16 protein-coding genes are annotated in these 22628 nt (G+C 61.0%); 7 read left to right on the top strand and 9 right to left on the bottom strand.

Annotated elements, in window-relative coordinates:
• The first annotated feature begins 17 nt into the window (after positions 1-17).
• Positions 18-1850 carry an ABC transporter ATP-binding protein gene (locus KJY40_RS08310; protein WP_230736085.1) on the top strand — a complete coding sequence of 611 codons (1833 nt, stop codon included), beginning with the start codon at positions 18-20 and terminating at the stop codon, positions 1848-1850.
• Between the two features lie 187 nt (positions 1851-2037).
• Positions 2038-2733, top strand: coding sequence for an aquaporin Z (aqpZ, locus tag KJY40_RS08305; protein WP_230736083.1), 696 nt, complete (start codon positions 2038-2040; stop codon positions 2731-2733).
• Positions 2734-2748: 15 nt separating this feature from the next.
• Here the strand turns inward: aqpZ and KJY40_RS08300 are convergent, their stop codons facing one another.
• On the bottom strand, positions 2749-3873 hold the full coding sequence (locus KJY40_RS08300) for a GNAT family N-acetyltransferase (RefSeq protein ID WP_230736081.1): 1125 nt from the start codon (positions 3871-3873) through the stop codon (positions 2749-2751).
• 283 nt (positions 3874-4156) lie between these two features.
• Between KJY40_RS08300 and KJY40_RS08295 the strand changes: the two genes are divergently transcribed.
• The gene (locus KJY40_RS08295; protein ID WP_230736079.1) at positions 4157-5479 is read left to right on the top strand and encodes a putative porin; all 1323 of its coding nucleotides are present in this window, start codon (positions 4157-4159) and stop codon (positions 5477-5479) included.
• Between the two features lie 129 nt (positions 5480-5608).
• Here the strand turns inward: KJY40_RS08295 and KJY40_RS08290 are convergent, their stop codons facing one another.
• The 5 genes from KJY40_RS08290 to aceK all read right to left on the bottom strand — a co-directional run bounded on the left by KJY40_RS08290 (position 5609) and on the right by aceK (position 13688).
• Entirely contained in the window at positions 5609-5845 is a 237-nt protein-coding gene (locus KJY40_RS08290) for an anti-sigma factor family protein (RefSeq protein WP_230736077.1), read from the bottom strand.
• Positions 5839-6450: an RNA polymerase sigma factor gene (locus KJY40_RS08285; RefSeq protein ID WP_230736075.1), complete on the bottom strand. Its 612-nt coding sequence runs from the start codon at positions 6448-6450 to the stop codon at positions 5839-5841. The genes KJY40_RS08290 and KJY40_RS08285 overlap by 7 nt, the downstream gene beginning before the upstream one ends.
• 135 nt (positions 6451-6585) lie before the next feature.
• Positions 6586-7707, bottom strand: a complete 1122-nt coding sequence (locus tag KJY40_RS08280; RefSeq protein WP_230736072.1) for a beta-ketoacyl-ACP synthase III — start codon at positions 7705-7707, stop codon at positions 6586-6588.
• Positions 7708-7919: 212 nt separating this feature from the next.
• Complete coding sequence (gene hrpA, locus KJY40_RS08275; protein ID WP_230736070.1) at positions 7920-11831, bottom strand: ATP-dependent RNA helicase HrpA; 3912 nt, start codon at positions 11829-11831, stop codon at positions 7920-7922.
• A gap of 135 nt (positions 11832-11966) precedes the next feature.
• Positions 11967-13688: a bifunctional isocitrate dehydrogenase kinase/phosphatase gene (gene aceK / locus KJY40_RS08270; RefSeq protein WP_230736069.1), complete on the bottom strand. Its 1722-nt coding sequence runs from the start codon at positions 13686-13688 to the stop codon at positions 11967-11969.
• A 408-nt stretch (positions 13689-14096) separates the two neighbouring features.
• Between aceK and KJY40_RS08265 the strand changes: the two genes are divergently transcribed.
• Positions 14097-15722, top strand: a complete 1626-nt coding sequence (locus tag KJY40_RS08265; protein WP_230736067.1) for a methyl-accepting chemotaxis protein — start codon at positions 14097-14099, stop codon at positions 15720-15722.
• A gap of 84 nt (positions 15723-15806) precedes the next feature.
• Positions 15807-16715 (top strand): DMT family transporter, encoded by a 909-nt coding sequence (locus tag KJY40_RS08260; protein ID WP_230736065.1) that lies wholly within the window; start codon positions 15807-15809, stop codon positions 16713-16715.
• A gap of 56 nt (positions 16716-16771) precedes the next feature.
• On the opposite strand, the gene KJY40_RS08255 is transcribed toward KJY40_RS08260, so the two are convergent.
• The 3 genes from KJY40_RS08255 to cysK form a co-directional block, all read right to left on the bottom strand.
• The gene (locus tag KJY40_RS08255) at positions 16772-17635 is read right to left on the bottom strand and encodes a DMT family transporter (protein WP_114881821.1); all 864 of its coding nucleotides are present in this window, start codon (positions 17633-17635) and stop codon (positions 16772-16774) included.
• A gap of 656 nt (positions 17636-18291) precedes the next feature.
• Entirely contained in the window at positions 18292-19230 is a 939-nt protein-coding gene (locus KJY40_RS08250) for an aspartyl/asparaginyl beta-hydroxylase domain-containing protein (RefSeq protein WP_230736063.1), read from the bottom strand.
• A gap of 187 nt (positions 19231-19417) precedes the next feature.
• Positions 19418-20392, bottom strand: coding sequence for a cysteine synthase A (gene cysK, locus KJY40_RS08245; RefSeq protein WP_007956517.1), 975 nt, complete (start codon positions 20390-20392; stop codon positions 19418-19420).
• A 128-nt stretch (positions 20393-20520) separates the two neighbouring features.
• Here cysK and KJY40_RS08240 point away from each other — a divergent pair, with 128 nt between their 5' ends.
• Both KJY40_RS08240 and KJY40_RS08235 read left to right on the top strand, forming a co-directional pair.
• Positions 20521-21597, top strand: coding sequence for a DUF748 domain-containing protein (locus KJY40_RS08240; protein ID WP_230736061.1), 1077 nt, complete (start codon positions 20521-20523; stop codon positions 21595-21597).
• Between the two features lie 176 nt (positions 21598-21773).
• A complete protein-coding gene (locus tag KJY40_RS08235; protein WP_007911294.1) occupies positions 21774-22619 on the top strand; it encodes an AAA family ATPase in 846 nt (281 codons plus the stop codon).
• The last annotated feature ends 9 nt before the right edge of the window (positions 22620-22628 follow it).

Here is a 22628-nt window from a genome sequence, read left to right as displayed (position 1 = left end):
CTCCGGGCGGTTATCTGATGCTCTATCGCCGTTTCGAACAACTGATCGACATATTCCGCGATGCCCCGACGGCATCCCCGCCGGACCGCGTTCTGCCCTTCTATACCTATTACCTGAAGCAGGTCTGGCCGAGTTTCGCCGCCCTGCTGATCGTCGGCCTGTTCGGTGCCTTGATCGAAGTGGCGCTGTTCAGTTACCTGAGCCGCATCATCGACCTCGCCCAAGGCACGCCGAACGTCGATTTCTTCAAAGTGCACGGTGCCGAACTGGCGTGGATGGCCGTCGTGGCATTGCTGCTGCGTCCCCTGTTCCTGGCCCTGCACGACATGCTGGTGCACCAGACACTGAGCCCGAGCATGACCAGCCTCATCCGCTGGCAGAACCACAGTTACGTGCTCAAGCAGAGCCTGAATTTCTTCCAGAACGACTTCGCCGGGCGCATTGCCCAGCGCATCATGCAAACCGGCAACTCACTGCGCGATTCTGCCGTGCAAGCGGTGGATGCGTTGTGGCATGTGCTGATCTACGCGATCAGTTCGCTGGTGCTGTTCGCCGAGGCCGACTGGCGCCTGATGATCCCGCTGCTGACGTGGATCGCGGCCTACGTTGGCGCGCTCTATTACTTCGTGCCTCGGGTCAAGGACCGCTCGGTGGAGGCCTCCGACGCGCGCTCGAAGCTGATGGGCCGGATCGTCGACGGCTACACCAACATCGCCACCCTGAAGCTGTTCGCCCACACCAACTTCGAACAGCATTACGCCCGCGAAGCGATCCAGGAACAGACCGAAAAAGCCCAAATGGCCGGCCGCGTGGTCACCAGCATGGACGTGGCGATCACCACCATGAACGGCCTGCTGATCGTCGGCACCACGGCGCTGGCCCTGTGGCTGTGGACGCAATCGCTGATCAGTGTCGGCGCGATTGCCCTGGCGACCGGCCTGGTGATCCGCATCGTCAACATGTCCGGCTGGATCATGTGGGTGGTCACCGGCATCTTCGAAAACATCGGCATGGTCCAGGACGGTCTGCAGACCATCTCGCAACCGGTCAGCGTCACCGACCGGGAGCAGGCCAAACCGCTGGCCGTGGCCCGTGGTGAAGTGCGTTTCGAGCACGTGGATTTTCACTACGGCAAGAAGAAAGGCATCATCGGCGACCTCAACCTGACCATCAAACCGGGCGAGAAAATCGGCCTGATCGGCCCGTCCGGCGCTGGTAAGTCGACCCTGGTCAACCTGCTGCTGCGCCTCTACGACGTCGAGGGCGGGCGGATCCTGATCGACGGCCAGAACATCGCCGAGGTCGGCCAGGAAAGCCTGCGCGCGCGGATCGGCATGATCACTCAGGACACCTCGCTGCTGCACCGCTCGATCCGCGACAACTTGCTGTACGGCAAGCCCGACGCCACCGACGCTGAACTCTGGGAAGCGGTGCGCAAGGCCCGGGCCGACGAGTTCATCCCGCTGCTGTCGGATGCCGAGGGACGCACAGGCTTCGATGCCCATGTGGGCGAGCGCGGCGTCAAACTGTCCGGTGGCCAGCGTCAGCGGATCGCCATTGCGCGGGTGCTGCTCAAGGACGCGCCGATCCTCATCATGGACGAAGCGACCTCGGCGCTGGACTCGGAAGTCGAGGCGGCGATCCAGGAAAGCCTCGAAACCCTGATGCAGGGCAAGACCGTGATCGCCATCGCCCACCGCCTCTCGACGATTGCCCGCATGGACCGGCTGGTGGTGCTGGAAAACGGCAAGATCGCCGAAAGCGGCAACCATGCCGAACTGCTGGCCCATGGCGGATTGTATGCGCGGCTGTGGGCGCACCAGACCGGAGGGTTTGTCGGCATCGACTGATCCTGCGTCAAAATACAAAAACCGCCAAAGCCCTTTAACCACGGGCTCTGGCGGTTTTTTATCGCCTGCTGGAAATCCACAAAATCCCTGCTGTACTGATCCAAGGCTCCGGAACGGAACCTGTCGTAAATCTGCAGGGAGCACCACTCGATGCAGTCTCGATAGCACGCCTGTCAAGGACTCTCTCATGTCTCTGTTCAAACGTTCAGTCACTGAGTTGTTGGGTACGTTCTGGTTGGTGTTGGGCGGGTGCGGCAGTGCGGTGATCGCCGCCTCCTCACCGTTGGGAATCGGTGTGCTGGGGGTGGCCCTGGCGTTTGGTCTGACGGTGCTGACCATGGCGTTTGCCATCGGCCACATCAGCGGCTGTCACCTCAATCCGGCCGTGTCGGTCGGCCTCTTCGTCGGCGGTCGGTTCCCGGCCAAAGAGCTGCCCGCCTACATCATCGCCCAGGTGATCGGGGCGATCCTCGCGGCGGCGCTGATCGTCTACATCGGCAGCGGCAAGGAAGGCTTCGACGTCGCCAACGGCCTGGCTTCCAACGGTTACGGCGAGCACTCGCCGGGCAAATACTCGATGGCATCCGGCTTCGTCACCGAAATGGTGATGACCGCCATGTTTGTCGTGATCATCCTAGGTGCCACCGACAAGCGCGCCCCGGCAGGACTGGCACCGATCGCCATCGGCCTGGCCCTGACGCTGATCCATCTGATCTCGATCCCAGTCACCAACACCTCGGTCAACCCGGCCCGCAGCACCGGCCCGGCGCTGATGGTCGGCGGCTGGGCCATCGCGCAGTTGTGGATGTTCTGGGTCGCGCCGCTGCTCGGTGCGGTGGTCGGCGGCGTGCTCTATCGCTGGCTGGGCAAGGAAGACAGCTGAGGCTGCCGGCGAGGATCAGGCTTGACGATACGGCAAGGCGCTCCTCGCCTCTTCGGCATAGGCCAGTACACCGGCGCGCTCCTGGTGCAGGAAGTCTTTGACCGCGGCTTTCAAACCGGGATGGCGCAGGTAATGCCAGGAATGGGTGATCACCGGTTCGAAGCCGCGAATCAGCTTGTGCTCGCCCTGGGCACCGGCATCGAAACGCTGAAAACCCTGGGCAATCGCATAATCCATGCCCTGATAGAAACAGGTCTCGAAGTGCAGCCGGTCGAACTCGGCCAGGCATCCCCAGTAGCGCCCGTAAAAGCTGTCGCCGCCCACCAGGCTGAACGCCATCGCCACCGGCCGTGAGCCCTGCCGGGCCAGGACCACGCGGATCGATTCCGGCATGCGCTCGGCCAGCAGGCTGAAGAATTCCCGGGTCAGGTACGGCGCCTGCCGGCGCACCGCGTAGGTGTTGGCGTAACAGGCGTAGACAAAATCCCACTGCGCCTCGTCCAGCTCGCGGCCTTCCAGCCATTCGAACTCGAAGCCCTGCGCCGCCACTTGCTCGCGCTCCTTGCGCATCTGTTTGCGCTTGCGCGAGGCAAGCACGTCGAGGAAATCCTGAAAGTCGCGGTAGCCGCGATTCTGCCAGTGATATTGACACCCGATGCGTTGCAGCCAGCCCGGCTGCTCCGCCATAGCGGCATCGGTAAATGCGTCGGTGAAATTGATGTGGGCGCTGGAGAGTTCTTCGATTTCCAGATACCCCGGCAGGCTCTTGAGCAGTTCGAATCCGTCTTCGACATTCGCTGCCAGCAACCGTGGGCCGCTCACCGGACTGAACGGCACGGCGCTGAGGAATTTGGGGTAGTAATCGATGCCGGCGCGGGCGCAGGCATCGGCCCAGCCGTGATCGAACACGTATTCGCCGTAGGAATGCCACTTGCGATAACCAGGCAACGCCGCGATCACGCGCCCCGCTTCAACGTGCAACAAATGCTCCGCTTGCCAGCCCGTGTGCGGGCCGACGCTGCCGCTGTCTTCCAGCGAAGCGAGGAAGGCGTGACGCAGAAACGGCTGGTTTTGCGGCACCAGAACATCCCAATCGGGTGCTGGAATTTCCGACAGTTTGTGCAGACGTTGCAGCGGCATTTTCCTCTCCACCTTCGGGCGTGAACGCCCGGCGAGTATCGCTGATCGGCCGGGCGTTGCCCACGCCCGATTGCGCGACAGCGCTCTAGATCAATAGTTCACGACAGCTTTGTATCGTCATCAACCTGCCATCATCGTGCCACTGCTCTGTCATAAACCATCGCGATACTGGCGCCTGTTTTTAGAGCGCCGGGTTCTACCCCGGACACTGTTTTCCGACCGTCAAACCGTCGGTTGTGCCCAGGATGGTTCAGCCATCCCCTTTTCATCTTCGGAGATTGCTATGCGTCTTGCTTCCACGAAAACTGCGGCGGCCCTGTGCGGTGGCCTGTTGCTGGCCATGAGTGTACCGGCCAGTGCCGCAGTCGACGCCAAACTGCTCGACATGCTCAAGGCTAACGGTTCGATTTCCCAGGCGCAGTACGTTGAACTGCAAACAGAACTGGCCAAGGATCAGAAGGCCCAGCAAATCGCGCAGCAGGCGCAGCAAGAGACCAACGAGCAAATCGCGGCGACCGCGAAGAAAACCAACGAGCTCAGCAGTTTCGACCAGAAACTGGCCTGGGCCGCCAAGACCCAGTTCAAGGGCGACGTGCGTATCCGTCAGGAAACCATCAAGATCGACGGCGAGCCGAACAACGGCGGCCGCGACAAGGATCGCCAGCGTATCCGTGCCCGTCTGGGTGCGTACACCGAGATCAACCCGCAAGTCGACACCGGCATCCGTATCGCCACCGGCGGCGGCGACGACGCCCGTTCGACCAACCAGGACCAGGACAACTACTTCGACAAGAAGCAGATCTGGCTCGACCTGGGCTACATCGACTACCACCCGGACCAGATCAAGAACCTGCACATCATCGGCGGCAAGATGCTGCAACCGTGGGTGAGCATGGGCGATGTGATCTGGGACAGCGACATCAACCCGGAAGGTCTGGCCGTTACCTACAAGTATCCGTTGGGCAGCAGCGTCGAACTGTTCGGCAGCCTGGGTAACTACAACCTCAAGGACAACGTCGACGGCGACGGCGTGCAGTTCCGTCACGACCTGCGCCTGACCGCCGGCCAGCTGGGCAGCCGCTTCGCCATCACCGACAACCTGAAACTGACCCTGGGCGGCAGCGTCTACGCCTACCAGAACGACGAAGACAGCCGTTGCACCGGCACCTCCACGCCGTGCGCCCTGGCCGTCAACGGCAACTCGGCAAACAACGAATTCCGCCTGTACGAAGGCTTCAGCCAGGTCGACATCGGCGGCCTGCCAATGCCGTTGTCGTTCTACGGTCAGTACGTGAAGAACAACGATGCAGTGACCGATCAGGACACCGCGTGGCTGGTGGGTGCCAAGTCGAAAGTCTTCGGTCTGAACCTCGACTACAACTATCGTGACGTGCAGCGCAACGCTGTGGTCGGCGCCTTCACCGATTCGGACTTCGCCAACGGCACCACCGGTTCCCGTGGCCACAAGTTCAAGGTCGGTTACGACATCGACAAGAACTTCGCCCTCGGTGCGACTTACTTCCTGACCAAGGCCGACTTCTCCAGCCGTTCCCAGCGTGATGCAGACACCAACACCCTGCAGCTGGATGCGGAAGCGAAGTTCTAAGCAACCCGGCAACAGACTTCAAACGATGGGTTGTACATCCGGTTCCATCGTTTGAAGAAGCGTCAACAGACTGGCACGGCCGCAGCGATCCCCATCATCCGTTCGCTGCGGTCGCGCCAGTCTGTGCTTTCAGGATCGATCCTTGCGCAGCAGCTCTGCCAACTGCTCGGCCAACGCGTCCACGCCCTCTTCAGGCTTTTGCGGCATCGCCCGCAACGTCGCCTGCATCAAACGCATCTGGCGAATGAAACGCCGGCAATTGCGGCAGAACATCAGGTGATGACGCACCATCAGTTTCTCGCGAAAGCTCAACTGGCCATCGAGATAATCGCTGGATCGCGCCACTTGCTCCTTGCAGGTCAACATTCTCCCGTCTCCTCAAAATGCTCCACGGTCGCAAAGACCTTCAAACGTGCCCGATGCAGCAGCACGCGGACATTGGAGAGCGAGATCTCCAGAAGATTACAGATCTCCTCCAGCTCCAGGCCCTGGCGCTCGCGCAACAACAGCACGCTGCTTTGCAGTTCCGACAGGCTCAACAACGTGTGCTCGAGGCATTCACGCAGCTCGCCTTCCGTCAGCAGCGCTTCGGGCGTGTCCTGGTGCCAGGCGAACGGTGCGACCAGCCAGTGGCCGTCGCCGGGAGAAAAACGATCGTCGTCGATGGTGCCGTGGGGTGACGGCAGATCATCCAGCAACACTTCGCGACGATTGAGTTTGTAGCGGCTCTTGGCCGAGTTGGCAGTGATGGTCAGCAGCCAGGTCTTGAGGCTGGAGCGCCCCTCGAAACGGCCGATATTGCGTACCACCGACAGCCAGGCGTCCTGCACCACTTCCTCGACATGGCGCTGGCCGACAATCGCGTAGGCCACCGCGCGCATGGGGCTTTGATAGGTGCTGACCAGTTCCTTGAAGGCTTTCTGTTCGCCTGCCAACAACCGCTCGAGCAGTTGTGTGTCGTCAACCGCCATCCATCAATCCCCTGTTCCTGACTCCGAAAATGATAGCGGCAGGATCTCTCCTGCCGCCAGTTTCGAAAATTACAGCGTTCGCGCCGATTCGGATGTAGGAAAGGTCAGCGCGATTAAGAGGAAATGAACTCGCTCTTAACGTTTACGCAGAATCACACTACCAATCGAATAACCGGCACCGAACGAACTCAACACCGCCAGCGAACCGGCCGCCAGATCGTCCTGATATTTGTGGAACGCGATCACGGAACCTGCGGAGCTGGTGTTGGCGTAGGTGTCGAGAATCACCGGGGCTTCTTCTTCGGTGGCTTCGCGGCCCAGCAGCTTGCGCACGATCAGGTGATTCATGCTCAGGTTGGCCTGGTGCAGCCAGAAGCGCTTCACGTCACCGACGTTGAGCTTGTTCTCTTCCAGGTGCTCGCCGATCAGCTCGGCCACCATCGGGCAGACGTCCTTGAACACCTTGCGGCCTTCCTGCACGAACAGTTTGTCGCGGGCGCCGATGCCCTCTTCCGCTGCGCGGTTGAGGAAGCCGAAGTTGTTGCGGATGTTGTTGGAGAACTTGGTCAGCAGTTTGGTGCTGACCACGTCGAACTGGTGTTTCGACGTGGCCGTATCGGCACGCTCGATGACGACGGCGGTAGCGGCGTCACCGAAGATGAAGTGGCTGTCGCGGTCACGGAAATTCAGGTGGCCGGTGCAGACTTCCGGGTTGACCATCAGGATCGCCCGGGCCTGGCCCAGTTGCACGGTGTTGGCCGCTTGCTGAATGCCGAAGGTCGCCGACGAGCAGGCAACGTTCATGTCGAAACCGAAACCCTGGATGCCCAGCGCTTCCTGGACTTCGATGGCGATGGCCGGATAGGCGCGTTGCAGGTTGGAGCAGGCAACGATCACGCCGTCGATGTCGGCGGCGGTCTTGCCGGCACGCTGCAGGGCTTGCTCGGCAGCGCCGATGGCCATCTGGCAGAGCACCGACCATTCGTCATTGGAACGCTCCGGCAGGCGTGGCGCCATGCGTGCTGGATCGAGAATGCCGTCCTTGTCCATGACAAAGCGGCTCTTGATGCCGGAAGCTTTTTCGATGAACGCGGCGCTGGACTCGGTCAGGGCCTGGATTTCGCCACTGGCGATGGCTTCGGCGTTGTCCGCGTTGAACTGGGCGACGTAGGTATTGAAAGACTGCACCAGCTCTTCGTTGGAGATGCTGTTGGCCGGGGTGTACAGGCCGGTGCCGCTGATGACGACGTTATGCATGGTCGTTTCTCTAATCTGTTCAGGCAGAAAGTGCTGGCACCGACGTGCCAACACGTAAAGGGTCCATTCCCGTATAAGGGACGCAAAAACCTGGCATCGCTTTATTCCGACCTCGCCCGCGGTTGAGAAGGCTCAAAACCGCGGGGCCGGCGTTTATAGGCGCGAAGTTTGCCATAAACCTTGGCTTTTGGCGCCTTTTGCAGGATCGGAGGTCAGGCCTCGACCTGCGTCCACTGTTTGTTCAGGCGCTTGTCGGAGATCGGCACTTTCGTCCCCAACTGCTGGGCGAACAGCGAAACCCGATACTCCTCCAGCCACCAGCGATACAGCTCGAGCTGCGGATCGCGTTTGCCTTCCTGGGCATGTTTGGCGGCGCGGGTCTGGTATTGCGTCCAGAGGCCGGCGAGTTCGCCGCTCCAGACCCGATCCTTCTGCACCTGCGCGCCCAGCTTCTCGAAACGCTGCTCAACCGCTTTCAGATAACGCGGCAACTCCTTGAGCCACAGCATCGGCGTTTCGCGGACGAAGCCCGGATACACCAGATGGCTGAGTTGCTGCTTGATGTCGTTGAGCGCCACCGCCTGAGCCAGGTCGATCTTGCCCTTGAAGCGCTTTTGCAGACCGTGCCAGAGCTTGAGGATTTCCAGGGTCAGACGCGCCACCCGCTCGGCGTGCTCGGTCCAGCTACCGCGTTTGCGCTCGGCCAGTGCCGCCAGACCTGCGCCATCACGAGGCAACGGGTCTTCGCCGTCGAGAATGCAGCTGTCGAGGCTGGCCAGCAGAATGTCTTCGACCAGCGCATCGACCCGACCCAGTTCGCGGTACAGCAGGCCCAGTTCGGTCAGGCCCGGCAACTTGCCGCGCAGGAACTTCGCCGGCTCCGCCAGTTGCTGCATCAGCAGCCGCTGCAAGGCGCGACGGTGCTGGAACTCGGCTTCGGCCGGCGTCGAGAAACGCCCTTCCTTGACCGTGCCGCCCTCTTCCACCAGCGCTGGATAGACCGTCATCGACAACCCGGCGATCTTCTGCTGAGTCTTTTCCGCCACCGGTGCGAAGACCTTGGCCTCCACCGGCTGCTGGCTTCTCGCACTCTGCGGTACGGCCAACGCAGCCTGGCTGGCTTCGGCGAAACGTGCGGTCAGCTCGGCCAGATCCCGTCCTTCGCCAAGGAACTTGCCCTGGCCGTCGACGATTTCCAGGTTCATCCGCAGATGGCTTTCGACCTGTTGCGCCGCTTCGGCCCAGGCTTCATCGCTGACCCGCGCGCCGGTCATGCGCAGCAGTTCGCGGCCCAGCGCTTGCGGCAACGAACCTTCGGCAAAGGTCATGCGTTGCAGCGCGGCCTTGATGAAGTCCGGCACCGGCACGAAGTTCTTGCGCAAGGCCTTGGGCAGGTTGCGCACCAGCGCGATGCACTTGGCCTCGATCAGCCCCGGCACCAGCCATTCCAGACGCTCCGGTGGCAGCATCGGCAGCAGCGGCGCGGGTACTCGCAAGGTCACGCCGTCGCGCGGGTGATTCGGTTCGAAGTGGTAACTCAGGGCCAGTTCCAGATCGCCGATGTGCAGCGTGTCCGGGTAATGCTGCGCGGTGACTTCACTGGCCTCGCGAGCCAGCACGTCTTCCTCGCGCATGATCAGCAGTTGCGGGTCTTTCTGGCTGTTGACCCGATACCAGCTGTCGAAGGTCGCGGTCTGGTGGATCTCCGCCGGCAAACGCGCGTCGTAGAACGCGTAGAGGGTTTCCTCGTCGGCCAGAATGTCCCGGCGCCGGGCCTTGGCTTCCAGTTCGTCGAGCTGTTCCAGCAACTGCTTGTTGGCGGTCAGGCATTTGGCCCGCGACTGAATCTCGCCGCGCACCAGGCCTTCGCGGATGAACAACTCGCGCGAAACTACCGGATCCACCGGGCCGTAATGCACCGGTCGACGGCCGACCACGATCAGGCCGAACAGGGTGATCTGTTCGAACGCGACGACCTGGCCGCGCTTCTTCTCCCAGTGCGGTTCGAAGTGGTTTTTCTTGATCAGGTGCCCGGCCAACGGCTCGATCCAGTCGGCGTCGATCTTCGCCACCATCCGCGCGTAGAGCTTGGTGGTTTCCACCAGTTCGGCGGTCATCACCCACTGCGGGCGCTTCTTGCCGATGCCCGATGACGGGTGAATCCAGAACCGCCGCTGACGGGCGCCAAGATAGTCGCCGTCCTCGGTTTTCTGACCAATCTGGCTGAGCAGACCGACCAGCACCGCTTTGTGCAGCTTCGGATAATCCGCCGGTTCTTTGTTCAGGCTCAGCTGCAAGTCGCGACAGATCAGGCTCAACTGACGATGGGAATCACGCCACTCGCGCAAGCGCAGGTAGTTGAGGAAATTCTTCCGGCACCAGTTACGCAGCGGGCTGGCGGTCAGCGCCTGGCGCTGCTCTTCAAAACCGCGCCACAGATTGACCAGCCCGGCGAAGTCGGAGTCGGCGTCCTTCCACTGGGCGTGAGCCTGGTCAGCGGCTTGCTGACGCTCCGGCGGACGCTCGCGCGGATCCTGAATCGACATGGCGCTGGCGACGATCAGCACTTCCTGCAGGCTGCCGAGCTTCGCCGCTTCCAGCAGCATACGGCCCATGCGCGGGTCCACCGGCAGGCGCGCCAGCTGGCGGCCGAGCGGGGTCAGCTGACTGTTGCGATCCACCGCCGAGAGTTCTTGCAGCAGGTTGAAACCGTCGCTGATCGCCTTGCCGTCCGGCGGCTCGATAAACGGGAAATCGGTGATCTCGCCGAGGCGCAGATGGAGCATCTGCAAAATAACCGCCGCAAGGTTGGTGCGCAGGATTTCCGGATCGGTGAATTCCGGGCGACCGAGGAAATCCTCTTCGCTGTACAAACGCACACAGATGCCCGGCTCGACCCGGCCGCAGCGACCTTTACGCTGGTTGGCGCTGGCCTGGGAAATCGCTTCGATCGGTAGCCGCTGGACCTTGGCGCGGTAGCTGTAGCGGCTGATGCGCGCGGTGCCGCTGTCGATCACGTAACGGATGCCCGGCACGGTCAGCGAAGTTTCGGCAACGTTGGTCGCCAACACCACACGACGGCCCGGATGCGACTGGAAAATCCGCTGCTGCTCGGCCGGCGACAGGCGCGCGTACAACGGCAGGATTTCGGTGTGTTTGAGCTGGGCCTTGCGCAGCATGTCGGCGGCGTCACGAATTTCGCGCTCGCCCGGCAGGAACACCAGCACGTCGCCAGGACTGCGACGCTCGCTGCGCTCATAGGCAGCGATTTCGTCGAGGGTGGCGAGAATCGCCTGATCGACGGTCAGGTCATCCTCGACGCGGTTGCCCTCTTCGTCCTGCTCAAGCGTCAGCGGGCGATACCAGGTTTCCACCGGGAAGGTACGCCCGGACACTTCGACAATCGGCGCATCATCAAAGTGCTTGGAAAAGCGTTCCAGATCGATGGTCGCCGAAGTGATGATGACTTTCAGGTCCGGACGACGCGGCAGCAGGGTTTTCAGGTAACCGAGCAGGAAGTCGATGTTGAGGCTGCGTTCGTGGGCTTCGTCGACGATGATCGTGTCGTAGCGTTCGAGGTAGCGGTCGTTCTGGGTTTCCGCCAGCAGGATGCCGTCGGTCATCAGTTTGATCAGGGTGTTCGAATCGCTTTGGTCTTCGAAGCGCACCTGATAGCCGACCAGCGCGCCGAGCGGCGTGCCGAGTTCCTCAGCGACCCGGCTGGCCACGCTGCGCGCCGCGATCCGCCGCGGCTGGGTGTGGCCGATCAGACCATGCTGGCCGCGACCGATCTCCAGACAGATTTTCGGCAACTGGGTGGTTTTACCCGAGCCGGTTTCGCCGGCGATGATCAGCACCTGGTGCTTTTCCAGGGCCTTCTTGATTTCGTCACGCTTGGCCGCAATCGGCAGGCTGTCGTCGTAACGGATCACCGGCAGGCTGGCCTTGCGCGCCAGCACCTGATCGCAGGACGCCTGCATCCGCGCTACCCACTGGGCCAGTTTGGCCTCGTCGGGTTTCTTGCGCAGCTCAAGCAACTGCCGCCGCAGCCGGTGGCGGTCGGCGAGCATGGCGTGATCGAGGTTTTTCAGCAGTTTGTCGATGGAGGGCGATTCGTCGGTCATCGGGTACGCAATTCGGTCGTCTAGTGGCGCAAGGACGCGATTGTCGCAGAAAAGCAGCTACAAGCGGCAAGCTACAAGCCGCAAGTTGAATGCTGTCTTTGCCTTGAGGCTTGTAGCTTGCGCCTCGCGGCTGCTTTATTCGTTATCCAGGCCCTTTCGCCGATACGGGAAGACATCGATGACTTTCCCCGCCCGAATCGCCTCCTGCAACCCCTTCCAGTAATCGGCGTTGTACAACTCGCCATGCAACTGATCGAACAGTTTGCGCTGCGCCGCATCGGCAAACAGGAACGGCGGAAACTCCTCGGGGAACACGTCCAGCGGCCCGATCGAATACCACGGTTCGGAGGCCATTTCGTCCTCCGGCGTGCGCGGTGCCGGGATGTGGCGGAAGTTGGCTTCGGTGAGAAAGCAGATCTCGTCGTAGTCGTAGAACACCACCCGGCCATGGCGGGTGACACCGAAGTTCTTCAGCAGCATGTCGCCGGGGAAGATGTTGGCCGCCGCCAGTTGTTTGATTGCCAGCCCGTAATCTTCCAGCGCTTCGCGCACCTGGGCTTCGTTGGCGTTGTCCAGATAGAGGTTGAGCGGGGTCATCCGGCGCTCGGTCCAGCAGTGGCGGATCAGCACGGTTTCACCTTCCAGCGACACCGTGGACGGCGCGACTTCCAGCAATTCCGCCAAACACGCCGGATCGAATTTGCTCAGCGGGAAACGGAAATCGGCGAACTCCTGGGTATCGGCCATGCGCCCGACGCGGTCGACGCTTTTTACCAGTCGGTACTTCTCGATCACTGTGGCGCGGTCGACGTTTTTCGACGGCGAGAAGCGGTCCTTGATGATCTTGAACACGGTGTTGAAACCCGGCAGCGTGAACACGCTCATGACCATGCCGCGCACGCCCGGCGCCATGATGAACTGGTCGTCGGTATTGGCCAGATGGTTGATCAGGGCGCGATAAAACTCCGATTTGCCGTGCTTGTAGAAACCGATCGAGGTGTACAGCTCGGCAATGTGTTTGCCCGGCAGGATGCGCTTGAGGAAGCCGATGAATTCCGCCGGCACCGGCACATCCACCATGAAATACGAACGGGTGAACGAGAAGATGATCGACACATCGGCTTCGTCAGTGATCAGCGCGTCGATCTGAATCCCGCGCCCTTCACGATGCAGCAACGGAATCACCAGCGGCCATTGATCGTCGTTGGTGTAGATGCGCCCGACCAGGTACGCGCCCTTGTTGCGGTACAGCACCGAGGAAAACAGCTCGACGCTCAGCTCCGGGTCCTTGCACACCCAGTCCGGCAGGTTTTCGCGCAATTGCGCTTCCAGACGCTGTAAGTCGCCGGGCAGATCGGCGTAGGCCTCGTTGAACCGGTAATCGGCAAAGATGCTCGCAAGCATGCCCGAGATCTGCCCTTGCGGTTTATAGGTGCGGGTCTGCGCGGCGCGGGCACGGCGCAGGCTCGGGCGCGTGGTGTGGATGAACATGCAGCCGTCGCTGATCAGGTCGTGGCTGAACAGGCCGCAGAAAATCGAGTTGTACCAGGTCTCGGACAGCTCATCGTCGAAGCGCAGGTCGATGATGCTGATGTAGGCGCTTTTCACCAGCGGCCAGCAGGTGACGTCCATCAACGTCTCCGGCTCGAAATACTCGCGCAGGCGGGCGACGGTTTCACCGACCTTTTCTTCGTAGAGGTTGATCCGCGCCGCCGACGCCGTTTGCGTGTCCTGCCAGCGGGCTTGCTCGAAACGCTCCCGGGCGCCGTCGGTGATCCGCCGGAAATGCTCGCGGTAATCGTCAAAGCCATCGAGGATCAGGCGGGCGATGTCGGTGGCTGGCCATTGCTGCGGCATAGATGAGACCTCTGCGGGAATTGGAGAATCTGTGCTCGAAGGCCTGAGCTTAGCCACGGAAGCGGGCGCAGGAGAAGCGCAATTTCTGCCAAATCCTCTTGCGGGTTGTACAAAGACACAGTTTTTATCAAAGTTTTTTTAATCGACCGTTCGGTCAGTAAATGTCTCCTCAGGTTCTCCCCACCGCTGGGCGCCAGCCCGCGATTTGTCTGGGTTTCGGATCCAATTCAACGGCGACATCTCTAGCTCGCGCTTTTGCTCGACTTGTTCATGCCTGTTCATTCCATACAGCGACTGGCCTTACCAAGATAGTGGCACTTTGATATACAGCCCGCCATCACCCGCCTCACAACAAGATCCTCGGCCCACGAGGACGACCTCTCCCCAAAACGCCCAAGGAGCACATTGATGTCTATCCGGAATCTGCGCATCGGTTTGCGCGCCAGTTTGTGTTTTGCCGTTCTGGCCAGTCTGCTGGTGGTGGTCGGCCTGTTCGGTCTGGGCCAGATGAAAACCCTGCGCGAGAGCGCGGCGGTGATCGAGGAATCGTGGATGCCCAGCATCGAAAGCATCCACGACGCAGCGGCGAACATCGCCAGCATCCGTCTCGAATCCCTGCGCCTGATCACCAGCACCCAGGCTGCCGTTCGCGATCGCAGCAAAGGCCTTCTCGCGACGCAACGCCAGGAGTTGCTCAAGCGCCTTGACGATCACAAGTCCCTGATCGCCAATGACCAGGAGCGGGTAATGCTGGAAGGCCTGAGCGCCGACACCGCCAAGTACCTGAGCATCCTCGACCAGATCATCAAACAGCTTGATGCCGGACAGAATGAACAGGCCTACGCCCGCCTCGGCAGTGAACTGGCGCCCCAGGGTACGGTGCTCGACAAAACGCTGGAGCAAATGATCAGCCTCAATCAGCAAGGCGCGGATGTTGCGGCCAGGTCCGCGGCGGCGATGTACCAGCAGGCGCTGTGGATCGTTGCCACGATCATCGTCATCGCCCTGATTGCCACGTTGTTGCTGGCCTGGTTGCTGACCCGCAGCATCACCGCGCCGATCAATCAGGCGCTGAACGCGGCACGGCGGATTGCTTCGGGAGACCTCAGCGGTCGCATCGACAGCGACGGGAAGGACGAAGCGGCGCAGTTGCTCACGGCGCTGGCCGAGATGCAGGGCAATCTGCGCTCGACCATTCGCGGCATCAGCGAGTCGGCCCAACAACTGGCCTCCGCCGCCGAGGAAATGAGCTCGGTGATGGAACAGAGCACCCGTGGCCTGCAGCAGCAAAACGATCAGATTGAGCAGGCCGCCACGGCTGTTACCGAGATGAGTACCGCGGTCGATGAAGTGGCCGCCAATGCGGTGTCCAGCGCCGAGGCATCCGAAGCTTCGAACGAGGACAGCAAGCACGGGCATGTGCAGGTCAGTGAGACCATCAGTTCGATTCAGGAACTGGTCAGCGCGGTGCTCGGCGCATCCGAACAGGCCGAGGGCCTTGCGACTCAGGCCCAGGACATCAGCAAGGTTCTTGAGGTGATTCGCGGCATCGCCGGGCAGACCAACCTGCTGGCCCTGAACGCTGCGATTGAAGCCGCGCGCGCCGGTGAGGCCGGGCGTGGGTTTGCGGTGGTCGCCGACGAAGTCCGCTCGCTGGCCCAGCGTACGCAGAACTCCACCGAAGAAATCGAGCTGATGATCAGCAGCATCCAGCAAGGCACCGGTGCCACCGTCGACGCGTTGCAAAGCAGCGCCGAGCAGGCCAGCCACACCCTGCGCCGGGCCAACAATGCCGGCCAAGCGCTGGAGAAGATCACCGCGTCGATTTCGCAGATCAACCAGCGCAACCTGGTGATCGCCAGCGCCGCCGAGCAACAGGCGCTGGTGGCCCGGGAAGTCGATGAAAACCTGGTGACCATCCGCGATCTGTCGACCCAGACCGCTGCCGGCGCCACCCAGACCTCTGCTGCCAGTCAGGAACTGTCGCGACTGGCCGTCGACCTGAATGCTCTGGTCACACGCTTCGTGATCTGATCGGAAAATTAAATGCCCGATTAGCGGTTGCCATCGCCGGGGCCCTCGGCAACACTCTCGTCCCGAGCAAGGAAGGAGTGGCCCGTGAGCCCTGTCGATATTTTCCGCATGTTATCGCTGGCCGCCATCTGGGGCGCGAGCTTCCTGTTCATGCGCATCATCGCCCCCGCGATCGGTACGGTTCCGACCGGATTCTTCCGCGTTTCGATTGCCGCCGTCGGCCTGCTGGTGATCCTCGGACTGATGCGCATCAGCTGGGATTTCAAAGACAAGCTCAAGACCGTGATGATGCTCGGCGTGATCAACTCCGGCGTGCCGGCGACGCTGTATTCGGTCGCTGCCCAGGTGTTGCCCGCCGGGTACTCGGCAATCTTCAACGCCACCACGCCGTTGATGGGCGTGTTGATCGGCGGGTTGTTCTTCAGTGAAAAACTGACGCTGGCCAAACTCGCCGGGGTGTTCCTCGGCCTGCTCGGGGTGGGTGTGCTGACTCGCGCCGGCCCGGTCGCGTTCGATCTGCACCTGCTGATGGGCGCGGTGGCCTGCCTGCTCGCAACCACCTGCTACGGCTTTGCCGGGTTCCTCGCCCGACGCTGGCTGGATCAGGCCGGCGGGCTCGACAGTCGTCTGTCGGCGCTGGGCAGCATGCTCGGTGCGACCCTGTTCCTGTTGCCGCTGTTCGGTTACAGCGTCATTACTCAGCCACCCGTGAGCTGGGGTGGCTGGAATGTCTGGCTGTCGCTGCTGGGCCTGGGCCTGGGCTGCACCGCGTTTGCCTACATCATTTACTTCCGCCTGCTGAGTTCCATCGGGCCGGTGAAGTCGATGACCGTGACCTTCATGATTCCGCCGTTCGGCGTGTTGTGGGGGGCGCTGTTTCTCGATGAGCCGCTGTCGATGGCCCACGTGTATGGCGGGGTGTTGATCGCGATTGCGCTGTGGCTGGTGCTGAAACCCGCTGTGGTGAAACCGGTAGAAATCGCCACCCGCTGATTCGCAGATGCACAAAGGCCCGGGAGTTTCCTCCCGGGCCTTTTTCATGCACGCGGTTACGCCGATTTACGGAACACGAACACCAGACCGACGATGATCAACAGCATCCCCAACACGCTCAACGCAGCCAGGCGATTGCCGAAGATCAGGTAGTCCATCACCGCCGTCACGGCCGGCACCAGATAGAACAGACTGGTGACATTCACCAGATTGCCGCGGGCGATCAGTCGATACAGCAGCAACGTCGCCAGCACGGAAACCACCAGCCCCATCCACAACACCGGCACGATGAAACCGGCGCTGTGCTCGAAGTGAAACGGCTGGAACGGCACGAAAATCCCGCACAGCAACAGACCGGCCAGGTACTGCACCGGCAGCGTGCCGAGGGGATTGTCGGTGATGCGCTTCTGCATGATCGAGCCGAAGGTCATGCTCGCCAGCGCCAGCAGCCCGAACAGCATCCCCGCCAGCGACATTCCGGCCAGACCGATGCCCTGGTAAACCACCATGATCAGACCGGCCAGTCCCAGCGCCAGACCAAAGATCCGGCTCGCCGAGCGCTGCCGCTCCATGATTACCACCGTGAGGATCGGCTGCACGCCCATGATGGTCGCCATCACCCCGGGCGTGACTTTTAGATCCAGCGCCAGCAGATAGAAGATCTGATAAGCCCCCAACAGCACCACGCCGGTGGCCATCGCGTACAGCATCGGCCTGCCACCCTTGGGCAGTTTCAGCTTGAGCAACGGCACCAGCAGCACCAGCCCGCACAGGGCAATCACAAAACGGATCAGCAGAAAGGCAAAGGGCGAAGCGTGGGCCAGCCCCCACTTGGAGAAGATCGCCCCGCTGCTCCACAGCAGAACGAACAGGCTCGTGGACGCCGCCGCGAGCGCGGACTTTTTCGAAAGGACAAACATGAATACCACCTGTAGTCAGGCAAATAGCCAACTCAGCCGAAGCTGAAATTCAGTAGGTTTTTTCAGGCGGGCACAGGGGTCAGCAGAAAACGCCGATCAGCCCGAAACACCAACGCCCGGCGGTGATACGACTGCGCACACCGGCGTGCTACTGACAGGTGGAGGGTAATGACTGATCTGCACAGGCTGCTGATTCCCGCACGGCACGACGCCAGCGTTGACCGCTGAATCGACTACCGCGTTGATGAGGGATACAGGCATCTGGGCTGATCTTTTTTGAAGGGTTGAAAGGTGAGTCGTGGGACTCACGAGCGCCGACTATAACCAGCCCGCGACATGGATTGCAATGACTTGGACAAAGGGCCAGTAGCGACAGGCAGGAGGCAGGCGCATAGGCTCGTTTGCAATTGCAACGACCATAGTGGAGACGCCATGAACGCTATCGCTGAGAACAAAGCGCCAGGCGCCAAATTGACCAGGGCCAAAGGAAAGCGCTCTGCTGGAGAATTATCTGAAAGGGAGTTACTCCGAATCAGAGAGGCATTGGCCAATCCAGCAGCGGAAGAGCCGGGAGGTGTTCTCGCCGGCGCATCCTTTACCTTCCCCGCATAAAAAAACCGCTCACAAGGAGCGGTTTTTTGTTTCTGCATCCAGCCTCAACCAAACAGCCAATACCCCAGCAACGTCAACACCACCACCGCCAGCACCGGCCGCATGACGCGGTAGGCTTTTGGATTGCGGCGCTTCCACTGTTTGACCGCACCGCTGAACCTGTCGCTGAAGTTCTTGCTCCACGCGTAAGCCTGGTTGATCCCGCCGACACGCTCGTCGTCGAGGTTCTGCGGTGCAGTAGCACGGCCCAGCCACGCGCTGATGAAGCGATTGATGCGGGTCATCAGGCGATTGCTCAGCGGACGCTCGATGTCGCAGAACAGGATGACGCGGGTCTTGTCGGTTTCGTTCTTGACCCAGTGCACGTAGGTTTCGTCGAACATCACATCTTCACCGTCGCGCCAGGCGTAGACCTGACCGTCGACGAAAATCCGGCAATCGTCGGAGTTGGGCGTCGACAGGCCGAGGTGATAGCGCAGGGAACCGGCGAACGGATCGCGGTGCGGATTCAAATGGCTGCCACCCGGTAACAACGCGAACATCGCGCCCTTGACGTTGGGGATGGCACTGACCAGCGCCACGGTTTTCGGGCACAGGGTTTCTGCCGATAGCAGCGGTTTGTCGTACCACTTGAGGTAGAAACGCTTCCAGCCTTTCTTGAAGAACGAGCCGAAACCGGCGTCGTTGTTCTTCTCGGCGGCGCGGATGTAGCCCTCGTCGAACAAGTGCATGGCCTCGTCGCGAATGGTTTCCCAGTTATCGCGCAACACGTCCAGTTCCGGAAACTTGCTGCGGTCCAGATACGGTTTGGACGGCACGCCCGAGAACAGGTACATCAGGGCGTTATAGGGGGCGAACAGCGCCGAGTGGTTGACGAACTGACGCAGCACCGGCAAACGCGCCTTGCCGCGCAAATGCACATAGAGCGTGCTGCCCAGAAACAGCAACAACACCAACGCCTTGGCGGCAAACGAAAAGGTCATCAACAACTCCTTGAAAAAAGACAACACTGCGCCATGTCATTTACCCGACATGGCGACCGGCCATGATAAACACTACCGGCTCCGAGAAAAACCCGCCCGATTCAGGATTCAGTGTTAAAAATTGCGCAACAAAGCACTTCTTAACATAGCGATCCTGAACCTTGGCTGACCTGAATCAACACGCCCCTTACTGCTGGTTCTCCTGATCGGTGAACAAATCGCTGAACAACATGCTCGACAGATAACGCTCACCGGAATCCGGCAGCACCACGACAATGGTCTTGCCCTGCATTTCCGGGGTCTCCGCCAGGCGCACCGCCACCGACATGGCTGCGCCGCAGGAAATGCCGCACAGGATCCCCTCCTCCTGCATCAGGCGCAGGGCCATGGCCTTGGACTCGTCATCCGTCACCAGCTCGACCCGGTCAACCATCGACAGATCAAGGTTCTTTGGCACAAAACCGGCACCGATGCCCTGAATCTTGTGCGGGCTCGGCTTGATTTCCTCGCCCGCCAGCGCCTGGGTAATGACCGGCGAAGACACCGGTTCCACCGCCACCGACAGAATCGGTTTGCCCGCCGTATTCTTGATATACCGCGACACACCGGTAATGGTTCCGCCGGTGCCGACGCCTGCGACCAGCACATCGATGGCGCCATCGGTGTCGTTCCAGATTTCCGGGCCGGTGGTCTTTTCGTGGATGGCCGGGTTGGCCGGGTTATCGAACTGGGCCGGCATGAAGTATTTGCCCGCGTCACTGGCGACAATCTCTGCGGCCTTTTCGATCGCGCCTTTCATGCCTTTAGCAGGCTCGGTCAGCACCAGCTCGGCACCCAGCGCCTTGAGTACCTTGCGTCGCTCGATGCTCATCGAGGCCGGCATGGTCAGCAGCAATTTGTAACCGCGAGCGGCAGCGACAAATGCCAGGCCGATGCCGGTGTTGCCGGAGGTCGGCTCGACAATGGTCATGCCCGGCTTGAGTTTGCCGCTGCTTTCGGCGTCCCAGATCATGTTGGCGCCGATCCGGCACTTGACGGAGTAGCCCGGGTTGCGACCTTCGATCTTGGCCAGAATGGTCACGCCACGGGGCGCGATGCGGTTGATCTGCACCAGCGGCGTGTTGCCGATGGAATGGGCGTTGTCAGCAAAAATACGGCTCATGGCTGGGTCCTTGTGCAGCGTTGAATTCAGCGCTCCAAGGTAAGCCTGTTGCCCTTCTCAGTCCAGTCGGGCCGAACGTCTGCGGCAGGCGGCAGTCAATCGCTTTACACCGTTCGGGATTTGCTGCCATGAAGCGTCGCTACCGCTGGCCGTTGTGGATTCTCGCCACCGTCGTGGTGTTGCTGGTCGCCCTGCACATCGCCCTGCCCTACCTCGTGCGCGACTATCTGAATGACAAACTGGCGAACATGGGCGATTACCGCGGCCAGATCACCGACGTCGACCTCGCGCTCTGGCGCGGGGCCTACAAGATCAATGGCCTGAAGATCGTCAAGGTTGACGGCAAGGTGCCGGTGCCATTCGTCGATGCGCCGCTGATCGACCTGTCCGTCAGCTGGCACTCGCTGTGGTACGACCACGCGGTGGTAGCGCAGGTGAAGTTCTTCAAACCGCAGGTGAATTTCGTCGATGGCGGGACCAACAAGCAGAACTCCCAGACCGGCCAAGGCACTGACTGGCGCGCGCAACTGGGCAAATTGCTGCCGATCACCCTCGACGAAGTACAGATCAACGATGGCCGCATCAGCTTTCGCAACTTCAATTCCAAACCACCGGTGAACATGAATGCGACCGACGTCGACGCGAGCATCTACAACCTGACCAACGTGGTCGACACCAAGGGCAAACGCGACGCCCGCTTCGAAGGCAAGGCTCTTTTGCTGGGTCATGCGCCGCTGGAAACCAGCGCCACCTTCGACCCGCTGAGCAACTTCGAAGACTTCGAATTTCGCCTGCGGGCCCGGGGCATCGAACTCAAGCGCATGAACGACTTCGCCTCGGCCTACGGCAAATTCGACTTCAACGCCGGCCACGGCGATGTGGTCATCGAAGCCGCCGCCAACAAGGGCCAGCTCAAGGGCTACATCAAACCGCTGCTGCGCGACGTCGACGTATTCAATTGGCAGCAGGATGTCGAGAACAAGAACAAGGGCATCTTCCGCTCGATCTGGGAGGCACTGGTCGGCGGCACTGAAACCGTGCTGAAAAACCAGGGCAAAAACCAGTTCGCCACCCGGGTCGAACTCAGCGGCAGCGTGCACCAGCAAGATATCAGCGCGTTCGAAGCTTTTTTGCAGATTTTGCGCAACGGATTCATCCAGGCCTTCAATGCCCGGTATGAGCAGCCGAAGCCGGATGCGGGTTAGCGCACTTGCTCAACTCGCTCTCGGCCGAAACCGAGTCAACATGTGACGCCCCATTCAGAGACTGAATAAGCCGTCTGCGTTCACAGTCGACCGGACCGCGCGTTATAGTCGGGCATCCGATTATTTCGCCCCCGCCCTGTCCGTTCAGGTCGGCGTTACCGTTCGAGGATTAGCAGATGAAGTTCGAAGGCACCCAGGCCTACGTCGCCACCGATGACCTGAAGCTGGCGGTCAACGCCGCCATCACCCTGGAGCGGCCGCTGCTGGTCAAGGGTGAACCGGGCACCGGCAAGACCATGCTCGCCGAGCAACTGGCCGAATCGTTCGGCGCCAAGCTGATCACGTGGCACATCAAGTCCACCACCAAGGCTCATCAGGGCCTGTACGAGTACGACGCGGTCAGCCGTCTGCGCGACTCGCAACTGGGCAATGAAAAAGTCCACGACGTGCGCAACTACCTGAAGAAGGGCAAGCTCTGGGAAGCGTTCGAGTCCGAAGAGCGGGTCATCCTGCTGATCGACGAAATCGACAAGGCCGACATCGAGTTCCCCAACGACCTGCTGCAAGAACTCGACAAGATGGAGTTCTACGTTTACGAGATCGACGAGACCATCAAGGCCAAGAAGCGTCCGATCATCATCATTACCTCCAACAACGAGAAAGAGCTGCCGGACGCCTTCCTGCGCCGCTGCTTCTTCCACTACATCGCCTTCCCCGACCGCACCACCCTGCAGAAAATCGTCGATGTTCACTACCCGGACATCAAGAAGGATCTGGTCAGCGAAGCGCTGGACGTGTTCTTCGATGTGCGCAAGGTGCCGGGCCTGAAGAAAAAACCGTCGACCTCGGAACTGGTCGACTGGCTGAAACTGCTGATGGCCGACAACATCGGCGAAGCGGTGCTGCGCGAGCGCGATCCGACCAAAGCCATCCCGCCGCTGGCCGGTGCGCTGGTGAAGAACGAACAGGACGTGCAACTGCTTGAGCGCCTGGCGTTCATGAGCCGTCGCGGCACCCGCTAAGAGGCTGAT

It is taken from the genome of Pseudomonas fitomaticsae, from assembly GCF_021018765.1.
Taxonomy (GTDB): domain Bacteria; phylum Pseudomonadota; class Gammaproteobacteria; order Pseudomonadales; family Pseudomonadaceae; genus Aquipseudomonas; species Aquipseudomonas fitomaticsae.
Note: the sequence above shows the minus strand (reverse complement) of the source record. Positions and strands in the feature narration are given on the sequence as shown.

Excerpts from the sequence above, each read along its gene's own strand:
- KJY40_RS08310 (WP_230736085.1), top strand. The coding sequence starts at position 18 with ATGCTCTATCGCCGTTTCGAACAACTGATCGACATATTCCGCGATGCC.
- aqpZ (WP_230736083.1), top strand. The coding sequence starts at position 2,038 with ATGTCTCTGTTCAAACGTTCAGTCACTGAGTTGTTGGGTACGTTCTGG.
- KJY40_RS08300 (WP_230736081.1), bottom strand. The coding sequence starts at position 3,873 with ATGCCGCTGCAACGTCTGCACAAACTGTCGGAAATTCCAGCACCCGAT.
- KJY40_RS08295 (WP_230736079.1), top strand. The coding sequence starts at position 4,157 with ATGCGTCTTGCTTCCACGAAAACTGCGGCGGCCCTGTGCGGTGGCCTG.
- KJY40_RS08290 (WP_230736077.1), bottom strand. The coding sequence starts at position 5,845 with ATGTTGACCTGCAAGGAGCAAGTGGCGCGATCCAGCGATTATCTCGAT.
- KJY40_RS08285 (WP_230736075.1), bottom strand. The coding sequence starts at position 6,450 with ATGGCGGTTGACGACACACAACTGCTCGAGCGGTTGTTGGCAGGCGAA.
- KJY40_RS08280 (WP_230736072.1), bottom strand. The coding sequence starts at position 7,707 with ATGCATAACGTCGTCATCAGCGGCACCGGCCTGTACACCCCGGCCAAC.
- hrpA (WP_230736070.1), bottom strand. The coding sequence starts at position 11,831 with ATGACCGACGAATCGCCCTCCATCGACAAACTGCTGAAAAACCTCGAT.
- aceK (WP_230736069.1), bottom strand. The coding sequence starts at position 13,688 with ATGCCGCAGCAATGGCCAGCCACCGACATCGCCCGCCTGATCCTCGAT.
- KJY40_RS08265 (WP_230736067.1), top strand. The coding sequence starts at position 14,097 with ATGTCTATCCGGAATCTGCGCATCGGTTTGCGCGCCAGTTTGTGTTTT.
- KJY40_RS08255 (WP_114881821.1), bottom strand. The coding sequence starts at position 17,635 with ATGTTTGTCCTTTCGAAAAAGTCCGCGCTCGCGGCGGCGTCCACGAGC.
- KJY40_RS08250 (WP_230736063.1), bottom strand. The coding sequence starts at position 19,230 with ATGACCTTTTCGTTTGCCGCCAAGGCGTTGGTGTTGTTGCTGTTTCTG.
- cysK (WP_007956517.1), bottom strand. The coding sequence starts at position 20,392 with ATGAGCCGTATTTTTGCTGACAACGCCCATTCCATCGGCAACACGCCG.
- KJY40_RS08240 (WP_230736061.1), top strand. The coding sequence starts at position 20,521 with ATGAAGCGTCGCTACCGCTGGCCGTTGTGGATTCTCGCCACCGTCGTG.
- KJY40_RS08235 (WP_007911294.1), top strand. The coding sequence starts at position 21,774 with ATGAAGTTCGAAGGCACCCAGGCCTACGTCGCCACCGATGACCTGAAG.